Origin of the sequence: Paludisphaera mucosa (genome assembly GCF_029589435.1) — a bacterium.
Taxonomy (GTDB): Bacteria; Planctomycetota; Planctomycetia; order Isosphaerales; family Isosphaeraceae; genus Paludisphaera; species Paludisphaera mucosa.
Window position 1 is genome coordinate 655,481 of sequence record NZ_JARRAG010000002.1, and the last position, 19,269, is coordinate 674,749.

Consider the following 19,269-nt stretch of genomic DNA (forward strand, 5'->3'; position numbering starts at 1 on the left):
TCCGCCCTGCGCCCCTACCGCTCCAGCAGGACGACGAGCTCCTCCTGCATGGCCCCCTGGAAGTTCTTGATGTGGGGGAGGCACATGGACTTGGCGACCCAGCCCTTGTGCGCGTAGTGGTTCAGCGCCTCTTCCAGGCGGGTCAGGTCGAACTTGCCTTCGAAGAACTTGTCGCGCGAGGTCAGGATCTTGTACTCGCGGGCCGTGCCGGAGTGCGCCTCCGACGTCGGATCCGAAGCGAGGGCCGGCTCGGACGCGGTCGATGGCTCGTGCTGCTCGGCGGCGGCGGCGGCCTGGCCGACGGGCGCGTGATCGGGGGCGAGCGTCCAGGCCGAGGCGTCCAGGCCCTCGACGGCGATCCCGTCGAACGCCTGGGCCGACGAGGACGCGGCGGACGACGATGACGCGGCGGACGAAGACGTCGCCGCCGCGCCGGCCGTCGCGGGGACCTTGGCCGCGGCGGGCACCTGGAAGGCCGTCCCGCACTTCTTGCACTTGATCCGCGCGCCGACCAGGTTGGGCGGGATCTTGCCACGTTCTCCGCACGTTGGGCAGGTGATCTGGAGCATCGTCTCGACTCTCCCGGCGTTGCGAGCCCGGTCCATGTCCGCCACGCGCCCAACGTAACGCGCGCCGGGGGGCGGTTCCATAAGGGAGTTCGACCCTTCTGGATGGATCGACGATCGGCAGCGACGGGAGCCTCGGTTCTGGTAAGATGAGGGGCGACGCCGGGGGCCGCCGGAGGCGCGCCGGCCGGACGGATGGACCGCTCCCGAACCGACCTGGATCGCCGAATGACATCGATCGTGGCGCTCGTTTTGGGGATCGTGGCCCTGCTCGCGGCGGCCGGCCTGTTCTCGCTCCTCGAGGCCGCCCTGGCGTCGTCCCACATGCCGCGGCTGCGCGACCAGGCCGCGCAGGGGGACCGGGGCGCGAAGGCGGCCCTGGAACTGGCCAGGGATCCCGAGGGCCTCGCGGCGGCCGCCCGGCTGGCCGCGGCGACGGCCCTGACGCTCGCCGGCGCGGCGGCGGGCGGCCCTGGGCGGCGACGGCGGCTGGGGCGGCTGCCGACGCTGGCGGCGGCCCTGGCGATCGCGGCGGCGGCGGTCCTGGCCGACGCCGTCCCGCGGGCCCTCGCGGCGGGCCGGCCTGAGTGGTTCGCCGCCCGGCTGGCCCGGGCCATGGGCCTGGCGGCCCGCCTGACGGCCCCGCTCGCCGGAGGGCTGAGCCGAATCGGCTCCGCGCTGGCGCGGCGGCTGGGCGCGCGGGGGCCCGAGCGGCCGGCGGGGACCGAGCAGAAGATCAAGGAGCTGATGCGCGAGGGGGCCGAGTCGGGCGCCTTCGACGCGTCGCGGCACGCCATCTTCAAGCGGGTCTTCCGGTTCTGCGACCGCCGCGCGCGGGCCCTGATGACGCCCCGCGACAAGGTCGTCTGGCTCGACGTCCGCGACTCCCCCGAGGAGATCGCCCGCAAGATCACCCTCAGCCCGCACGCCAGCCTGCCGGTCTGCGACGAGACCCTCGACAACCTGCTGGGCATGGTCCAGATGAAGGACCTGCTCGCCCGCGGGGCCGAGGGCCAGCCGGTCCGCTTCAAGGGGCTCCTCACCCTGCCCGACTTCATCTACGAGGGGACCCGCGGCCCCCAGATCCTGGACGTCCTGCGACGGTCGTCCAGCGGCGCGGCCGTCGTGCTCGACGAGTACGGCTCGGTCGTCGGCGTCATCACCCTGGCCGACGTCCGCGACGCCCTGCTGGGCACGACGGCCGAGAAGGCCGAGGAGGAAGACCCCCGCGCCGTCCAGCGTCCCGACGGCTCCTGGCTGCTGGACGGCCGGTTCCCGGTCGACGAGTTCGTCGACCTGTTCCAGATCCCCCAGCCCCCGGCGGGCGAGTTCGACACCCTGGGCGGCCTGGTCGTCACCAAGCTCGGCCGCATCCCCCGCGTCGGCGAGGGCTTCGAAGACCTGGGCCTGCGGTTCGAGGTGGTCGACATGGACGCCAACCGCGTCGACCACGTCCTCGTCCGCCCGCTCGAATTCCTCTTCTGAGGACGCCCGAGCCGGCCGACCGGCGACTTCCCGAGGCCCCGACCGCCTGCTAGACTGCCCGGCGGTCCCTCCCCCCGTCACCCGAGCCGAAAGAGAGTCGCCGATGAATCGCCCGCACCTCGCCTGGGCCCTCGCCTCGTGCTGGATCTGCGCCGGGCCGCCGGCCGCGGCGGTCGCCGAGGAGGCGCCGAATTACACCCGGACCGAGGACGTCGTCTACGGCCGGAAGCACGGCATGGCGCTGACGATGGACGTCTTCACGCCCAAGGCCGGCGCGAACGGCGCGGGGATCGTCTGGATGGTGAGCGGCGGCTGGTACTCGGCCCACGAGGCGATCAACGCGGGCTCGATCGCCGAGTTCCTCAAGCGGGGCTACACGGTCTTCGCCGTGGTCCACGGCAGCCAGCCCAAGTTCACGATCCCCGAGGTCGTCGAGGACGTCAACCGCGCGGTGCGGTACATCCGGTTCCACGCGGCCGACTACCACGTCGACCCGAACCGCCTGGGCGTCACCGGGGCCTCGGCCGGCGGCCACCTCTCGCTGATGCTGGGGACGGCCGGGGCGCTGGGGAACCCCATCGCCAAGGACCTGGTCGACCGCGATTCGAGCCGGGTCCAGGCCGTCGCCTGCTACTTCCCGCCGACCGACTTCTTCAACTACGGCAAGCCGGGCGAGAACGCCCTGGGCCGGGGCGTCCTGCAGGGCTTCAAGGCCCCGTTCGACTTCAACGCCCTGGACCCCAAGGACAAGGTCTACCGGCCGATCGCCGACGAGGGGATGCGCGACGCCATCGGCCGCCAGATCTGCCCGATCACGCACGTCTCGGCCGACGACCCGCCGACCCTCATCATCCACGGCGACGCCGACCAGCTCGTGCCGATCCAGCAGGCCGAGTCGATCGTCGAGAAGCTCAAGGAGAAGGGCGTCGAGGCGAAGCTGGTCGTCAAGAAGGGCGCGAGCCACGGCTGGCCCGACATGGCCAAGGATAACGTCGTCCTGGCCGACTGGTTCGACGAGCACCTGAAGCCGAAGTCCCCCTGACGCCCCGGGCCGAGACCGTCACGGCCTCCGCCCTTCGCGGGCGAGGCCCGTGGCGGGCGGGCTCAGCCCGCGCGGTTCGACTGGCCGGCGCGACGCATCCGCTTGCGGGCCTTGGCCAGGATCGGGCCGACCGAGTTCTCGGAGATGCCGAGCTGCTTGCCGATCTGGCGGTAGTTCATGTACTTGAGGTGGTACAGGCGGACCACCTCGGCCTCCTTCTCGGGAAGCTCGTCGAGGATCCGCTCGACCTCCTCGGCGGTGGCGATGGCCTCGGCCTCGCCCGAGAGGTCGCTGACGGTCTCGCGGTGGGCGTTGGAGTGGCCCAGCTCGGCCTCGCGCTGGCGGCGGATGATCTCGCGGACGCAGATCCGCCGGACGATGACCGTCAGGTAGGTGGGGAGCGAGCTGAGGCCCTTGTAGCGTCGGAGGACGTCGTAGTCGTCGTCGACGATCGCCAGCAGGACCTCGGCGGCGATGTCCTCCGTGTCGGCCGGGCTCAGCAGCCGGCTCCGCGAATGCGCGACGTGATGGATGACGTGGTAGATCAGGCCCAGGTACCGATCCACGAAGTCGTTCCAGGCGCCCGGCTCCTTCCCCAGGCACCGGTCGATGAGCTTACGATCAAGATCGCTCAGGGGCACGGGGACGCCTCCTCAAGAGGGAAGCAGGCGCTCGACGGGTCGAACGGGACGCACGCCCAAACTCAAAGCCGATACAGAATTGCTGCAATTGTAGCACAAGCCGCGAGGACGGCAATCCGCCCGCACGCCGGATTTGGCCGCGAGTCTGCCGGTTCCGACGCCTACAACCGTTCCAGCCGATTCGATCTCGTCGGCGGCCCGCTCGGGATACGACCGGGCGCAGAAGCTCGAACGGCGCGATTCGTCGGCCGTGACGCGGCCGACGCCCTTCCAGGTCGGGGACTTGCAGACCCAAGCGGGATTCCCGCCGCACGCCCCGATCACCCTCTCCCGAAGGAAGCCGCCTGCGATCAGGCATCCCCCGCCGAAAGGGCGCCTCCGCCCCCCGAGGTCGTCGATCCCTACAGACATGACGGCAGGTCGCCCATCCTCCGCCGCGACCCCGGGGCCGACCGACTCCCACCCCGTCGCCGCCCGCCGAACGGTCGGAAAGCCGGGGGCCAGGCGCCGGCCCGGGATCGAGGCCGGGCTCTGTCGATGGAAAAAATCATCGCCCGGCGGCCGATGTTGCGAATTATCGACAATGCATCGCCCATCTCAATTGATGCTTCGTTGACTTATGTCACCACACCTCGATCTCAATTGTATTTCGCCTGGCCATGGACTAAAAGCGTACATCTCGACCAGGCGGCCCGTTCCTCGACACGTTTTTCGGAACGCAGGTTGACGGAGACGGGAGTGGTCGAGGTCGCTTGCTCGTGGCGAGGCCGGGTTTCTTATCTTTCCTTGACGGACCGGCGGCGTCCGGAGGGGTTCACGCTCGAACTCCCCGGCGGCGACGGCCGCAGCACGCCTCTGGAGGCCATGTTCGGGGCTCGCGCGGTCGGATTTGCGAGCGTCGGCAGAGCGGAACCACCCCGAAGCGGACACGCCGTCGGGGCGTCGGGCGTCGACTCTCGCCTGGAGTCCTCACGGCGCAGGACTCCTCGAGAAGAGAACGAAAAACACGTCTCCGCCGGGCCTTCGCAGCGTGACGGCCCCGGAACCTCGCCTTCGACGCGACGCGTCGAACGGGCCCCTCGTCATTCAAGTCCTCTCCCGGGACCCCGCGCGCCGTGATCCAGGCCGAGCGCCCCCGGATGGGATCGAGCGGCGTCTCCGCCCGATCCGCAGAGGAGTTCGAGGTCCTTTCGATTCATCCAGGATTTTGCAACCAGGAGGCAACATGACGAGACGTTTCGTTTTCGGTCTGGCCGCAGGGCTGCTGGCGCTGGGCTTGGGCTCGTTCGAGACCCGGGCCGGCCTGATCCCCCTGCCTTCGAGCCTGGCGACCCTCGAGGTCGCCGGCAATTTCGCGGACGTCGCCAACCTGAGGTTCTCCGACTTCACCTACTCGGTGTCGCCCATAGCCACGCCTCCCGCGGCCGGCGGCGTCACGGTGAACGCCTTCACGAGCGTCCCCGGAGAGCCCGGCATCTCGTTCAACGGGGCGTTCTTCGCCGCCGCGAATACGATCGTCGACTACGCCATCACGTACATCGTGACGACGACCGACGGCAGCCTCATCAGCGATGCCTACCTGTCGCTCAGCGGCTTCGCCAACTTCGGCGGCGACGGCCGCGTGGCGATCGGCGAGACGATCTACGACACGGTCGGCAACGTGATCAGCGAGGTCCCCTTCAGCGTCTTCACGCCGGGCATGACGGTGGACACGACCTTGTTGCTGCCTCCGCAACGGACGATCGTCGTCCACAAGGACATCACCGTGTTCGGCGGCAGCGAGGGCGCCGTCTTCTCCTTCGCCAACCAGGGCTTCTCGACGACCAGCGTGCCCGAGCCGGGGTCGATGGCCCTCCTGGGGATCGGCCTCATCGGCCTGCTCGCCGCCCGGCGGCGTCTCCGCCCCGCCTCCGCCTGATCGAACGGTCGGCCTGAGGCGAATCCAGGCCCGCATCCCGCGACGGCGGCCGTCTTCATGGAGACGGCCGCCGTTCGTTCTTGGCCCGGGCGTGGTCCTTCGGATCCTGCTCCGACCTTTCTTCCGGCCGGCCGCTGCGCCGTCGCGCCGGCGTTTCCGCCTTCTGGAATCCGGCCGATCTGGTAAAATCCCCGATCTGGTCGGGATCGGAGCGGAGACGCCGGGGGACGGCGTCGGCGAGGGTCGCCTTCGGGACGGCCCTCGACCGATAGAATCTCCCAGGGGGCGTCTTCCTCGCGCCGGGCTCGTTTCGTGCGAGTCGGCGCGGTCTCGGCGACGGTCTGGGGAATCTCTGCGAGGTCCGGCCTTGGAAGATCAGAAAGCCCGCCCCAAAATCGTGATCGCCGACGACAACGCCCAGAACGTCGAGCTGCTGGAAGCGTACCTCAGCGACGTCGACTGCGACATGCGCACGGCCCGCGACGGCGAGGAGACGCTCCAGGTCGTCGACGAGTTCAAGCCCGACCTGCTCCTGCTCGACGTCATGATGCCCCGGCTCTCGGGCTTCGAGGTCTGCCGCAAGCTCCGCTCCAACCCCGAGACCAAGGACCTCCTCATCCTCATGGTCACGGCGCTCAACGAGGCCGCCGACTTCGAGCGCGGGGTGCAGGCCGGGACGGACGACTTCCTGACGAAGCCGGTCAACAAGGTCGAGCTGCTCTGCCGGATCCGCAGCCTCCTGCGGGTCCGCCACCTGGAGAACCAGCTCGAACGGACGCTGGCCTACCTCGCCGAGTTCGAGTCCGCCAGCCGGGCGACCGAAGGCCCATGACCGCGCCTTCGCCGGCCCCGGCGAAGGTCGTCCTCAAGCCGAAGCGGGCGCGGCCGCTGTTCGCCGGCCACCCCTGGGTCTTCGCCCAGTCGATCGGCCGCATCGACGGCTCGCCCGAGCCCGGCGACGAGGTCGTCGTCGTCAGCCACGAGGGGGCCTTCGTGGCGCGCGGGCTGTACAACCCGGCGAGCGCCATCCGGGTGCGGCTCTACCGCTGGGACGACGCGCCGCTCGACGCCCCCTTCTGGGCCGCGCGGCTGGAGTCCGCCGTCCGCCTCCGCCGCGACGTCCTCAAGCTCGACGCCGGCAACTCGGCCTACCGCCTGGTCTTCAGCGAGGGCGACGCCCTCTCGGGCCTGACCGTCGACCGCTACGACCGCTGGCTCGTCGTCCTCTTCTCCAGCCTGGCCCTGCTCCGCCGGCGGGACGCCATTTTGGACGCCCTCCGCGAGCTGACCGCCGCCGAGGGGATCCTCGCCCGGCCCGACCGCGCCGTGGCGAAGGAGGAAGGGCTCGACGTCGGCGACGTCCGGATCGTCGGCACGCTCCCCGATGCGATCACGGTCGTCGAGAACGGCCTGTCCTACCAGGTCGACGTCCTGCAAGGCCAGAAGACCGGCTTCTACTGCGACCAGCGCGACAACCGCCGGGCCGTCGCCCGCTACTGCGAGGGCAAGCGGGTCCTCGACCTCTTCAGCTTCACCGGCGGCTTCGCCCTCAACGCGGCGAGACACGGCGGGGCCGCGAGCGTGCTGGCCGTCGACAGCTCGGCCCCCGCGCTGGCCGCGGCCCGCGCCAACGCCCGCATCAACGCGATCGCGAACGTCGATTTCGAGCAGGGCGACGTCCCCAGGGTCCTCGAACGCCTGCGCGCCGCCGGCGAGCGGTTCGACGTCGTGATCTGCGACCCCCCCAAGTACGCCGGCCACGCCCGCGACCTGGCCCCGGCCCTGGGCGCGTACGCCCGGCTCAACCGCGCGGCGGTCGGCGTCCTGGCGGCCGACGGCGTCCTCGCCACCTGCTCCTGCTCGGGCCTCGTCGACCGCAACGCCTTCCGCGACGTTTTGGCCGACGTCGCCGAGCAGGCCCGCCGCCCCGTCCAGATCCTCGAACAGCGCGGCCAGGGGGCCGACCACCCCGTCGCGGCCCCCTGCCCCGAGACCGACTACCTCAAGTGCTTCATCGCCCGAGTCGGCGGCTGACCGGGGCCCAGCCGGAATTCGGCTTCGAATCGGGTCCGGTCTGGGTTCGCTTCGGGTTCGCTCGCGCCCGCCGTCGACCGTCTATTTCGATGTAAGCTCTTGCCGCATAGGCCGTTTTGGTCGAATTCGCCGCTCCGAAGTTTGGCTTCGCTCGTCGATTTTCGAATCATCGTTTCGCCTCGCATCGGCCGCGGCCCCCGGAACTTCGATCATCTCGTCGCGTAGCATCCCTTGTCGAAAGAATGGTACAAAGGCGACGATTACCGAGACCCTTTGCGGGTTTTCCTCGGGGGACGTCTTCCCCGTCGCGAGGGAAGCCGTCCGCGAGCGGGCGGCGAGGAGCGGTCGTCGCCGATTTCGCTTGCACTCCGAAGCTGCTCGGAGATACTGGAATCGCGGGGCGCGGCCTGGGTCGGGCCGGAGGATCTGGGGCGGGGGTGAGCGGATGGGGCGCACTCGAACGAGGCACTCGCTGGCGCCGCTCTGCCCCGACTGTTCGGGGACGCTGGAGCCCGTCGACGGCGACTGGTCCGACTCCACGCGGTACGCCTGCCCCATCTGCCGGGGCGTCTTCCGGGTCGAGCGCGTGGAGCCCGCGCCGGCCTCGTCGGCCGCACGCGAGGTCGAGGCCCCCGCGCCGAGCTTCGCCCCCGCCGGCACGGTCAAGCTCTGGTGGCGGGCCGTGGTGCTGTGGGTGCTGGAGAAGGTCTACTGGACTGGGACGATCGCGATGGCCGCGACGCTGCTGGCCTGCGGCGGCGCGATCAAGATCCTCGTCGGTTGGGTCCGCGACGAGATCGCCGGCTGGGGCGACGTCGTCGAGGCCCTCGGAGGCGCCTGGTTCCGCGTCGAGACCAACAACCCCGACGCCGACCTCGGCCCGGTCCTCTCCCGGGTCGACGCCCCCCTGCTGTTCGAAGCGATCGACGTCGTCTCGCGACGGCTGGGGGTGAAGCCCCCGGGCCAGGTGCGGCTCTCGTACCTCCCCTGCTGCGGGGTCGTCGCCTGGAACCGCTCCCGGGCCCTCTTGATCGGCCTGCCGCTCCTGCGGATCCTCACCCGGGCCGAGATGCGGGCGATCCTGGCTCATGAGCTGGCCCACCTCGCCCGGGGCGACGCCACCCGCGCCGCGCGGCGGGCGAGGTTCGTCGAGGGACTTGAGCGGGCCGTCGAGCGTCGCGAGGAGCTGGGCCTGCTCCGCGGCCCCCTGGGGGCCTGGGCGCGGTACTGCCTGCGCGAGGCGTCGTGGCTGATCCAGCCGGTCGCCTGGGGCCAGGAAGCCCGCGCCGACCGCTTCGCGGCGCTGGTCGCCGGCGGCGGCGCGGCGGCCTCGGCCCTGGTCAAGACGGCGATCATCCAGCCCCTCTTCCGCGAGGTCCTGGAGTACTACGACCCCGCCGCGGCCGACGCCAACCTGTACGCCTTCTTCCGCGCCTTCTGGTTCCGCCTGCCGACCGAGATCCGCTCGGCCATGCGGATGCGCCTGCTCGCCGACGACGGCCCCCACGACCCGGCGCACCCTCCCCTGGCCGACCGCCTGATCCTCCTGCAATCGTACCCCGACCACGTCCACGGCCCCGGCGACGCCCAGCCCGCCAACACGTTCCTCGGCGACATGGAGATCTTCGAACAGATGCTCCACAACCGCCTCTTCGCCTCGACCACCCTCGTCGAGCCCTCGGTCTTCCACCGGACCTTCTCGTAAATCCCGACCCGTCCGGCTTCACTTGGACGTTCGCCGAAGCGTCCGTGGCTCCCCGTCTCCCCCCCTGCAAGCCCCGCGAGGGGAAGGCGTCGGAACGGCCAGCTTTCGAACCTTCAGGATCCGTCCCCTTCGGCGACGGCCGTTATGGGGCGATCCGGGCGAACGTCGTCGGATCCTCCCATCCCTCCAATTCGAAGGCCGGGTCGACGCTCTCGATCAGGATCGCGTCGCCGCCGACCCGGGCCTCGCGGTAGCGGAGCGCGGCGAAGATTTCGAGTTCCAACCCGGGACCCGCGATCGGAACCATCTCGATCGCGTCGCCGACGCGTTTCAATCGGCCGTACACCCGGCTCGAATCCGTGCAGTGGGAGGTGTACGAGGCGAATCGGCCGTCCGGTTCGACCTGGAGGGAGCGGGCGAAACCCCACGAGTCCCGATCTTGGTAGGCTCCGGCCAAACTCTCGAAGCGATCGGGCTCTTCCTTCCCCGGGGCGAGCGCCACCGCGCCGCTCATCGTCCGCCCCAGCGGGATCGCGAAGCCGACCACCTCGGGCAGCGCGACGCGCGCGGGCCGACGACCCGCCGCCGCGACTTCCAGCCATCGGCCTCCGGGCGAGAAGTCGCCGAACGAGGCGAATGCGTTGGCCTCGCCGCAGGCGAGGAAGCGGCCGGTCAGCCTCGCATGGCCCTGGCCGTCCGTGGTCGCCGTCGTCAGCCGCGCCTCCTCTTCCCGCGGGAAGACCTCGACCACGCCGACGGACGCTCCCGCGATCGGCGCGCCGGTGGCGGCGTCGATCACCCTAACGTCCAGCGTCGCCTCGATCTCCTCGGCCTCGAAAGGATGGGGGGCGACGCCGATCGCCAGCCCCGCCGCGGCGAAGCCGAGCGAGGTCAAAGCGGCCGTCGCCCGGAACCGCGCCGGGGGCGCGACCCTCGCGTAGCGGACGGCGAGCCGCGACCCGAGCCATGCGACGAGGATCGGCGGACCCGACAGGACGACCCCGAGGATCGAGCAGGCCAGGACGAACCAGGCCGCCGAGCCGTCGGGCGGCCCCAGGACGGCGGCCCAGCCCTCGGCCGCGCGGTCGACGGCGACCTCGGCCATCGCCTTGTAGAAGCGATCCGCTTCCGGCGAACAGGCGAGCGCGAGCCCCCCGAGCAGGGCGAGATGCAGGCTGAAGAACCCCAGGGCCGTCGAGGCGGCGGGTGCGCCGCGACGCCGTCGGGTCGCCGCGAGCGCGACGCCGACTAGGGCGACGTCCGCCAGCGGCAGGGCGCCGAGATACGCATGCGGGATCCGGTAGCTTCCCCCGTCGAGCGGGCCGGTCATCTCCGGCTCGCCGAGCCGCCGGACCGCCCCCATGTCCAGGGCCGCGACGACGACCAGGACGAGGCCCGTCCCCAGCGAGAAACGGAACCGGGCCCGACGCGAAGCACGCGGCTGCGGGTCGCTCGCGTTTGCATCCCGGGCTATGTCCTGGGTCCGAGCCATATCCATCGGTCTCGCTTTGAGGTCTCGGCCCTGGAAAGGCGGTCGGTCGGGTCTCCTCATTATCAAGGTGGGCTCGGCCGTGCCAGTCTCGCTGCGGCGCGAGACAGGCTATCTCGCCCGTCCGCCCGCCCAGGCGCGAAGCCTCCTGGCCCAGGCGCCGCGATCGGGCGCGTCGTCGGCGGTGATCCAGGCGAGGACCTCGTCGGCGGCGACGGGGAGCCAGGCGCTGCGGGCCGCCGGCTCGTAGGCCCCGGCGTCGGTGAGGCGTTCGATCCGGACGGTCGAGCCGTCGAACCGCCAGACTTCGGGGACGCGCAGGGCCGCGTAGATGCCCGAGCGGTCGACGAGCGAAGGCGACAAATCGATCTCGATCGCGAGGTCCGGGTTCGGATAGGCGGCGACGTCGTTCTCGCGACGCCGCAACGCCGTCCGGGCCGCCGCGAGCTTCCCGGCGTCGAGGATGTAGCACTGGTCCGATTCGAGCCCGCGCTCGACGTCCCGGCGCTTCCACGTCGTCTCGCCAAGCCCCAGGAAGGCCACCCCCGATTCGGTCGCCACCTCTTCCACGAAGCGCCCGAGGAGCGCGCGGAAGTCCTCGTGAAGGGGGCCCTTGACCATGATTTCCATGTCCTCGCCGTCGTAGGCCGCGCGGACCCCGGACCGCTCGGGGAGGCCGTCGACGAATCGCGCGTAGAAATCCCACGAAACGCCCGCCGTCCGGATCCGCGTCTCGCCGCCCGTAGCCGCCCCGGCCGCCTCCGCCCGCATCGCCGTCGCCATGGAATCGCCCCTGGGGAAACGTGATCCGGCCCACGCGTCCATTCCGCTCATCCTACCACCGGTCGGACGCGCGAAGAGCGCGGACCGGCTGGACGGGAAGAACGAGGGTCTCGGCCTCCCTCGCAAGGTCGGAATTTTCTCGCCGTCGCTTCATCTTGCGCAAACGGGTGTATCGTCCAGAATAGGGGGCCCTGCGATCGACCGCGCGGCGAGACGAGGAAAGAGGATGGAAAGGCCGAAAAAAATGCACGAATTTCGACGAGCGAACCCAATCTCCGGGGGCTGATAATTGAACAAAAATCGTTTTCGGATAACGGCTTAAGGCGATTTTTGGATTGGCTTCGTCGACCCGGGAATCGGCTTCGTCGCCGGAAGCGAAGCCGATCGCGGGACGGCCCGTGAGAAGGCCGTCCCGCGGGGTGGGCTCACTCGTGGGCGAGGTAGGCCTCGACCATGAGGACGCTGGGGCCGGCGCGGCGGATGACGTTGAGGCGGGTGTCGGCGCTGGAGACCTCTTCGAGCTGTTCCGAGACGAACCACTGCAGGAAGTTGTGGGCGATGTGGTTCCGCTCGGCGAGGGCGAGGTCGACCAGGGCGTAGATCTGCTCGGTGGTCTTGACCTCGGAGTCGTAGGCGAGCTGGGCGGCGTCGACGGCCGAGCCGAAGGTGTTGCGGGGCTCGGCGATCGCGGGGATCTTCGGGCTGGCCCCGGCGTCGAGGAGGAACTTCACGAACTTCATCGCGTGTTCGCGCTCCTCGTCGGCCTGCTTGGAATAGATCTTGGCCAGGCCGAAGAGGGCCTCCTTCTCGAAGTAGGCGGCGATGGCCAGGTACTGGTGGGAATTGCCCAGCTCGTGGCCGACCTGGCGGTTGAACTCGGCTTCGATCTTCTCGCTGATCAACATGAGGACGGCCCCTCCATCGGGCGTCGTCGGCGTCCTGGGCGTCGGCGACGCGGGGCGCACGGGCTCCCGGCGCGGCCGCCGAGCGGTCGTGGTCCAAGGCCGACCATCTTATCCGAACCGTCCCGAACGGGCGAGTCGAGTCGAATGCGACCGGCTCAGGAGTTGGCGTAGATCCGCCCCGCGCGGGTGCCGGTGGCCCACTTGGGGCGGCGGCGGAACCAGAACAGCTCCATCGCGTGGGCGTGGTACGTGAGGCCCACCATCCGCAGGACGACCATGCCGCTGTAGAGGGCGTAGAGCCAGAAGCCCCAGAGCGCGACGGCCTCGACCCACATCCGCGAGACATGGTAGAGGAGCCCGTACACCCCCAGGGCGACCCCCAGGGTCGCCACGCTGGCGACGACCGTGGGCAGGAGATACGCCCAGCCGATCCGCCGGACGGCGACGACGACCGTGACCGGGTTGGCGGCGAGGATCGTGTCGTGCATCAGCGAGGCGGCCAGCGCCATCTGCGTGAAGCCGGTCCCCAGGACCACCAGCGCGGCCATGACGACCCCGGTGGTCGCGTCGACCCCGCCGTACCAGCTCCAGTAGGCGAAGGCCGGCGGCCCGGCCACGGCGGCGCCCATCAGCAACGCCCAGATCCAGCGGCCGATCCCCTCGGCCACGTCGTCCGGGGTCCATTCGGGCCAGCGCGGGTGGTCGTTCTCGCCCATCGCGCTGGCGACCAGGACGTGTCCCAGGAAGAGGAAGAGGTAGCCGACGACCATCGCGAAGCTGACCAGCATCGGGATGAAGACCGGCACCACGAACAGCCCGAGCGCCCAGTCGCTCTTGGTCAGGGGCTGGAGCACGGCGATGAAGTCGAAGACCGGCAGCGAGAGGACCCAGAGGACGGGCGGGAAGAGGAACATCAGCCCCAGGCCGGGCCCGTCGGTCAGCGGGTAGAGCAGGCACTCGCCCAGGCTCGGGGTCGTCCGCGCGTGCCGCCATCGCTGCAGGGAGTAGGCGTCGTCGAGGCTCGACTGCCGCACCACCCGCAGCGCGTCGCCCGCGTCGGCGTCATACCAGCGTTTCGGTCGCGACATACCCGGTTCAGCTCCGCAAGGCGCGGCGGGACGGGCCGCGACGGCCAGAGACGAGGATCGAGCGAATGCCCGACGTGCACGAAAGGCCGGGGCCCCGTCGTTGCGCATCCCAACGCAAATCCGGGGCCGACGCCGACCGAGAGGGTCCGACGCGACGGGTCGCGGTCGACGCTGAAATTATTCGGAAATGCGGCGGCGAAAGCTAGACGGCAGGTCCGAGATCTTGCGATCGGGGCGGGTCAGCTCTTCTTGCGGGCCTTGCCGGCGGACATCTGGTCGAGGACCTCGCGGACCTCCAGGGCCTGGCCGGGGTCGAGCGGGTGCGACTTGAGGAGGTGCAGGACGAGGAGCCCGGGCTCCCCCTCGTAGAGCTTGTCGACCAGGCTGCTGACGCGGCGCTGGCGGACTTCCTGGGAGCTGATGGTGGGGCGGTAGACGAACGCCAGCTCCTTGCGGTCGCTCTCGACGAGGCCCTTGGTCTCGAGCCGGTCGAGGAGGGTGGCGACGGTGGCGTAGGACCACTGGCGTCCGGCCGCCTTGAGGGTCTCCAGGGATTCGCGGACGGTCGCCTGGCCGCGTTCCCAGAGCACCTTCAGGACGTCGAGTTCGGAATCGGGGATCGTGGGGGGGCGTTTGGCCATCGCAGGTCGTCTCGGGGCTGGGGCGGTGGACGTCGAGCCCGGCCGCGCGGGAGGACGGCCCGACCGTCGAGACGTCGGCGCCGGGCGGGAATTCAACCGCGGACGTTCACGAAGGCCATCCTAAGACAACTGTCTCAGAACGTCAATGTCCCCGGGAAAAATCCGCCCCGGCGGGTCCTCACGCCCGGGGCCGATTAGGCGTATGATAATTTGGACGCCCGGGGGACGAATACCCCGGCGGGACGGTCCGGTCAGGAGCCGCGTCTCGACGCGGGGCGCGGGTGCCCGGCGAGGACGGAAGGCGGGTCGGCGATCAGGAGAACAGCAAGATGAAGCGGCATGTGTGGTTGGCCTCGTCGGTCGGGCTGTCGATGGCGGTCCTCGTCTCGGGTTGCAGCGGCGAGCAGGCCGAGAACGCGGTCGACAAGACCGGCCAGGGCATCTCCAACGCCGGCTCCGCCATCGAGCGCGGCGGCCAGAAGCTGGAGAAGGCCGCCGAGGGGACCAAGCTCGAGAAGGTCGGCGGCGCCGTCGCCAGCGGGATCGAGAAGACCGGCGCGGCCGTCGAGAAGCTCGGCGAGAAGGTCAGCGACAAGGCCGAGAAGGTCGGCGACTCCGTCGACAAGGCCGGCGAGAAGCTCAAGGACGCCAAGGACGCCACCGTCGACAAGCTCAAGGACGTCAAGGACGCCACCGTCGACAAGTTCAACGAGCTGACCGGCAAGACCAAGGACGCCGCCGCCGACGTCAAGGACAAGGCCGCCGACGCCGTCAAGGAAGGTGCCGAGAAGGTCGAGAAGGCCGCCGAGAAGGTCGAGGAGAAGGCCGCGGAAACCCCCAAGCCCTGACCCCGATCGAGCCGCGACCCGAAACCGGCCCAGGTCGACGCGCCTCCCTTTCCCATGGCGGGGAGGCGCGTCGCGGGCCTTCCATCGGAAATGGAAAGAAAAACGCGCGGCCCGCCAGGGCCGTCGGCGTCTCGGCCTCAGGCCCCCCCGCCAGGGCCAGGGGGCCCGTGCCGAACCGTTCGTGCGGCGGACGGTTTTTGCGGTAGCCCTTGAGTAGGTCTCGCAACTTGACGGCCCGCTCGCGGCCGAGCCCGTCCGAGGCGAGGTCGTACAGGACGACGTCTCCCCGGGGGCCGTCGAACCTCGCCTCGGAGCACCCGAAGCAGATGAGGACGCGGTGGACGTCCCCCCCGGACGACCACTCGACGGCGAAGTCCGGATGGAAGCCGCCGCACCTCTTCTCGCCGCTGTAAGGCCGATAGATGTCCCCTCCCGCCAGCAGGCCGCGGAGCGTCGCGACGTCCTCGGCCTTCAAGGCGAGGGGTTGGCGGTAGAAGGGGAAGCCGGAGAACGATCGCGTGGGCTTGGCCTGCGACTCTTCCCGGAACGACTCCTCCTCGTACAACGGATGGGGGAGGCCCTCGTAGATGGTGATGCGCTCGGCACGAGTGATCGTGTCATACACTCGCGGCCAGAACCACCAGGCGCCCGTGAGCAAGCCCGCCGCCGCGATCAGGCCGGCCGCGGCGAGGGCGACCGCCGTGTCTCGTCTCCGCGCCCGAGTCGGTTTCATGGCGTAGCGGCCCCCAAGCGATGTCCCATTTCACCCCACGACAGCCGCACCGCTGGACCGCGACCCAAGAATCACATGGCGGCTGGATTTCCAAGACCAGCCACAGCCTCGCGGCCGCCTGACTCAAACACTCAACTCGCCGAACATCCGCCGCCTCCGGTCCCACTCCGGCCAACTCTCGTATCCGCCAATAGGCCCCGAGAGGATCGCATGCCAGGATCCTAGCATCGATCTCGGCCCATTGCTCCACCGAGAGTTGGTCCGGTGTGTCCATGGATCTCGGCCCCCCAGCCAAACGGCTATTTTAAACGATGTAAGAACTTAACACGCTCGGTCGCCTCGGGTCGCGGCCAACATCTCGCCGGGACGCCCGCCCCCCTCACCGGCGTGCACTCGGCTAGATCGTCGGTCGGTACGACCTCCGGGAAGCAGCCCTCGAAGAACTCCCTCATCGACCCGTCGAACTGCGGGACGCGGGCTGCGCTCCAGGTGGACTGGTCGCCGGTGGCTTAGAAGAGGTACGTCCGGTCCTCCCACTCGAAGAGGTCGACGCCCGGGTTGTGCAGGAACCGGCGCATCGCCCGGGCGCAGGCGAAGGTCCATCCCTTCGAAGGCGATCCCATCCGCCGAGACGACCAACTCCACGAGTTGTGTCGACGGGGATGCCCGCGAGGGGGGAAGGCCGTCGTTCGATTCGCAGGCGCCCTCCTGGGACGGGTTCGGAATGTCGGCTCGCCAAACTGACTTGGCATTGCAAAGCCAAGGCCGCCGCCCGTAGGATCGGGGCGTCGCATGCGTCGAATCCAGGGTTCTGGCGAGCGATCCAGTCATGGTATACGATCCCGATTTCGCGGCCGACTTCATCGACAAACTCGGCGAGCGGTCCGCCGGGCGGCCGCCGGTGCGGGCCTGGATGCTCGTCTGCGCGGGCAACCTGATCGTGCCGGGCTTCTTCGGGACGATGCTGACGCGGGAGGGCGGACGGCTGGGGATGGTGCTCGGCGTCCTCGTGGTGCTCTGGCTCGGCCGCCGCGCCTGCCGCCACGCCCGCGAGGCGGTGCTGACGGTGGTGTACGGCGGGTGGGTCGTGGCCGTGCTGCAAATCTTCCCCCTGCTCCAGGTGGCGGCGGGGTTCTGCGGCGTCGGCGCGGCCGTGCAGACGGGCCGGGCGATGCGCTCCGACTATACTCACATCGACGACGTGTTCGGCGGCCTGCTCGCGACCCTGGTGACCGGCGGCCTTTTGATCGTCGTCGCGGCCGTCTTCGGCCTGATCGGCCGCCTCGCGGTCCGGCTATGCCGCTGGGACGGCCGCGGCCCGGCCGAGGCGAAGGCCGGGCGCGGCGGCGCGAGGTCGTTCTTCGGCCGGCCTCAGTAGGCGTCGCCGCCGACGGCCTCGTGGCCGTCGCGGGTGAGCAGGCCGTACCAGACCTTGCGGGCGACGGTCTCGCGCAGGGCGTGGACGGACCCGTCGCCGAAGACGAAGTTGACCTGGCCCGGGTGGTACGAGCCGGTGACGATCGTGCGGATGTCGGGCGCGTCGGGCGTGAGCGGCGCGGGGGCGACGTCGAACTCGCTTCCTGCATAGCCGCCGACGGCCCAGCCCTGGCCGTCGCGCTTCTCGCCGGCGAGGATCGTGTTGGACAGCCCGTCGCGGACGTCCTGGGGGCGGATGCAGAAGGTGGGCCCCCGCGGGCTGACGATGCGGACCGTCAGCATCATGCCCCGGTAGTTCGTCTTGGTCGTGGTGAAGTCGGCGCCGAGCGACGCCTGGCTCCCGCCCCAGTTGGCCGCGTAGTGGTTGCGGGCGAAGGCCGAGCCGGCCGGGTAGAACGTGCCGTCGGCCTTGCGGACCTGCTCGCTGGCCACCGGCGCGGTCGCCAGCGGGCTCGACGGGCAGAAGTAGGTCGAGACCTGCGTGGCGACCGCCGTGCGGTTCGTCGCCGCGTAGTTCTCCCACTGGAAGTTGTAGGCGTTGAACAGCGGCCGCTGCTCAAGCTCGGGCAGGACCATCGTCAGCCACGAGTGGTTCACGCCCCTCCCCGCGCCCGCCGTCGCGCTCATGGGGAAGACGTTGCGCGCGGTCTGGTAGCTGGTGGCCGCCAGGCCGATCTGCCGCAGGTTGTTCTGGCACTGGGCCCGCCGCGCCGCCTCGCGCGCCGCCTGCACCGCCGGCATCAGGAGCGCGATCAGGACCCCGATGATCGCGATCACGACCAGCAGCTCGATCAACGTGAACGCCCGTCGTCGCCGTCGCATGGCGTCCCTCCCTCGCATCGAGGCCCGCGGGATCGCGATGATCGAAAAATGTCGATCCCCTGATCCCACCCCGCCCTCTTCATCGTACGCCCGTCCGAAGCTCAGAACCAGAGGGTCTTGTCGACCACGTTCCGCAGCGGCTCGCCCCGCGCGAAGCGGCCGACGTTGTCCACGAGCAGCGCCTTGTGCCGCTCGGCGACGATCGGCGAGTACCCCGCGGTGTGGGGCGTCAGGATCGCGTTCGGGAAATCCCACAGGGGATGCTCGGGGGGGAGCGGCTCCACCTCGTAGACGTCGAGCGCCGCGCCCGCGAGCCGGCCCTCGCGCAGGGCCGCGACGAGGTCGTCGAGGACGACGATCGCCCCCCGGCCGACGTTGATCAAATAACTCGACGGCCGCAGCCTCGCCAGCCGACCGGCGTCGATCAGGCCGGCGGTCTCGGGCGTGTGGGGGGCGGCGACGACGACGAAGTCGGCCCAGCCGAGCAAGTCGTCGAGGCGGTCGACGCCATCGATCCGGTCGACGAACGCGGGGACGTCGATCCGCCGCGGGTGGCGGTCGACGCCCCGGACCGTCATGCCGAACGCCGAGGCCCGCCGCGCGACCTCCAAACCGATCCCCCCCATGCCGACGATCCCCATCGTGGCGCGCGGCAGGTAGATCGTGGCCCGATCCATCGCGTTGACGACCCCCGGCCCGGAGGCGAAATCGACGCGCGCCGCGGAGCCCCCCTCGGGCTCATACCGGCGTTCGACCTGCCGGCGGGCGTAGACGTGCAGGTTGCGCGCGAAGCTCAGGACGTACCCCATCACCTGGTCGGCGATCACGTCGCCGAACAGCCCCCGCGTGTTCGTCAGGACGCAAGGATGGTCGGCCAGCGCGGGGAACAGGTAATGCTCCAGGCTCGCCGTGAACGCCTGCACCCAACGCAGCCGATCGGCCCTCGCCAGCATCCCCGGCGTGATCTTCCCCAGGAACGCATCCGCCCCCGGCATGGCCGCCTCGGCCTCCGCGGAGCCCTGCGCGTTGACGAAATCCGCCCCCGGCACGGCCCCCCGGAAGGCGTGCATGCGGTCGGCCTCGACGGCGGGGTGGATGACGATCTTCATGGTGCGAAGTCTCGAATTCGGGA

General features: G+C 70.3%; 17 protein-coding genes. 8 read left to right on the plus strand and 9 right to left on the minus strand.

The window, feature by feature from the left end:
* Nucleotides 1–14: 14 nt before the first annotated feature.
* Complete coding sequence (locus PZE19_RS12230) at nt 15–569, minus strand: DUF4177 domain-containing protein (RefSeq protein ID WP_277860900.1); 555 nt, start codon at nt 567–569, stop codon at nt 15–17.
* 225 nt (nt 570–794) lie between these two features.
* Here PZE19_RS12230 and PZE19_RS12235 point away from each other — a divergent pair, with 225 nt between their 5' ends.
* Nucleotides 795–2,051, plus strand: a complete 1,257-nt coding sequence (locus tag PZE19_RS12235) for a hemolysin family protein (protein ID WP_277860901.1) — start codon at nt 795–797, stop codon at nt 2,049–2,051.
* 103 nt (nt 2,052–2,154) lie between these two features.
* Nucleotides 2,155–3,093, plus strand: a complete 939-nt coding sequence (locus tag PZE19_RS12240) for an alpha/beta hydrolase (RefSeq protein WP_277860902.1) — start codon at nt 2,155–2,157, stop codon at nt 3,091–3,093.
* A 62-nt stretch (nt 3,094–3,155) separates the two neighbouring features.
* Here PZE19_RS12240 and PZE19_RS12245 read toward each other — a convergent pair whose 3' ends face one another.
* Nucleotides 3,156–3,734 (minus strand): RNA polymerase sigma factor, encoded by a 579-nt coding sequence (locus PZE19_RS12245; RefSeq protein ID WP_277860903.1) that lies wholly within the window; start codon nt 3,732–3,734, stop codon nt 3,156–3,158.
* 1,225 nt (nt 3,735–4,959) lie between these two features.
* On the opposite strand from PZE19_RS12245, the gene PZE19_RS12250 reads away from it, so the two are divergent.
* From PZE19_RS12250 to PZE19_RS12265, 4 genes are all read left to right on the plus strand, one after another.
* Nucleotides 4,960–5,652, plus strand: a complete 693-nt coding sequence (locus tag PZE19_RS12250; RefSeq protein WP_277860904.1) for a PEP-CTERM sorting domain-containing protein — start codon at nt 4,960–4,962, stop codon at nt 5,650–5,652.
* 367 nt (nt 5,653–6,019) lie between these two features.
* Nucleotides 6,020–6,484 carry a response regulator gene (locus PZE19_RS12255; RefSeq protein WP_277860905.1) on the plus strand — a complete coding sequence of 155 codons (465 nt, stop codon included), beginning with the start codon at nt 6,020–6,022 and terminating at the stop codon, nt 6,482–6,484.
* Nucleotides 6,481–7,686, plus strand: coding sequence for a class I SAM-dependent rRNA methyltransferase (locus PZE19_RS12260; RefSeq protein ID WP_277860906.1), 1,206 nt, complete (start codon nt 6,481–6,483; stop codon nt 7,684–7,686). The genes PZE19_RS12255 and PZE19_RS12260 overlap by 4 nt, the downstream gene beginning before the upstream one ends.
* Nucleotides 7,687–8,131: 445 nt before the next feature.
* On the plus strand, nt 8,132–9,391 hold the full coding sequence (locus PZE19_RS12265) for a M48 family metallopeptidase (RefSeq protein ID WP_277860907.1): 1,260 nt from the start codon (nt 8,132–8,134) through the stop codon (nt 9,389–9,391).
* A gap of 142 nt (nt 9,392–9,533) precedes the next feature.
* On the opposite strand, the gene PZE19_RS12270 is transcribed toward PZE19_RS12265, so the two are convergent.
* The 5 genes from PZE19_RS12270 to PZE19_RS12290 all read right to left on the minus strand — a co-directional run bounded on the left by PZE19_RS12270 (nt 9,534) and on the right by PZE19_RS12290 (nt 14,297).
* Nucleotides 9,534–10,883, minus strand: a complete 1,350-nt coding sequence (locus tag PZE19_RS12270; protein ID WP_277860908.1) for a hypothetical protein — start codon at nt 10,881–10,883, stop codon at nt 9,534–9,536.
* A gap of 108 nt (nt 10,884–10,991) precedes the next feature.
* The gene (locus PZE19_RS12275) at nt 10,992–11,663 is read right to left on the minus strand and encodes a Uma2 family endonuclease (RefSeq protein WP_277860909.1); all 672 of its coding nucleotides are present in this window, start codon (nt 11,661–11,663) and stop codon (nt 10,992–10,994) included.
* A gap of 425 nt (nt 11,664–12,088) precedes the next feature.
* Nucleotides 12,089–12,568 carry a ferritin gene (locus PZE19_RS12280; protein ID WP_277860910.1) on the minus strand — a complete coding sequence of 160 codons (480 nt, stop codon included), beginning with the start codon at nt 12,566–12,568 and terminating at the stop codon, nt 12,089–12,091.
* 155 nt (nt 12,569–12,723) lie between these two features.
* Nucleotides 12,724–13,656 carry a hypothetical protein gene (locus PZE19_RS12285; RefSeq protein WP_277860911.1) on the minus strand — a complete coding sequence of 311 codons (933 nt, stop codon included), beginning with the start codon at nt 13,654–13,656 and terminating at the stop codon, nt 12,724–12,726.
* Between the two features lie 239 nt (nt 13,657–13,895).
* Nucleotides 13,896–14,297: a BlaI/MecI/CopY family transcriptional regulator gene (locus PZE19_RS12290; protein ID WP_277860912.1), complete on the minus strand. Its 402-nt coding sequence runs from the start codon at nt 14,295–14,297 to the stop codon at nt 13,896–13,898.
* A gap of 329 nt (nt 14,298–14,626) precedes the next feature.
* On the opposite strand from PZE19_RS12290, the gene PZE19_RS12295 reads away from it, so the two are divergent.
* Entirely contained in the window at nt 14,627–15,145 is a 519-nt protein-coding gene (locus PZE19_RS12295) for a hypothetical protein (RefSeq protein ID WP_277860913.1), read from the plus strand.
* 1,562 nt (nt 15,146–16,707) lie between these two features.
* Nucleotides 16,708–17,256 carry a hypothetical protein gene (locus tag PZE19_RS12300; protein ID WP_277860914.1) on the plus strand — a complete coding sequence of 183 codons (549 nt, stop codon included), beginning with the start codon at nt 16,708–16,710 and terminating at the stop codon, nt 17,254–17,256.
* Here the strand turns inward: PZE19_RS12300 and PZE19_RS12305 are convergent.
* Nucleotides 17,250–18,137, minus strand: coding sequence for a DUF1559 family PulG-like putative transporter (locus tag PZE19_RS12305; RefSeq protein WP_277860915.1), 888 nt, complete (start codon nt 18,135–18,137; stop codon nt 17,250–17,252). The two genes, PZE19_RS12300 and PZE19_RS12305, sit on opposite strands and share 7 nt — an antisense overlap.
* A gap of 101 nt (nt 18,138–18,238) precedes the next feature.
* Nucleotides 18,239–19,246 (minus strand): D-2-hydroxyacid dehydrogenase, encoded by a 1,008-nt coding sequence (locus PZE19_RS12310; protein ID WP_277860916.1) that lies wholly within the window; start codon nt 19,244–19,246, stop codon nt 18,239–18,241.
* Between the last annotated feature and the right edge of the window lie 23 nt (nt 19,247–19,269).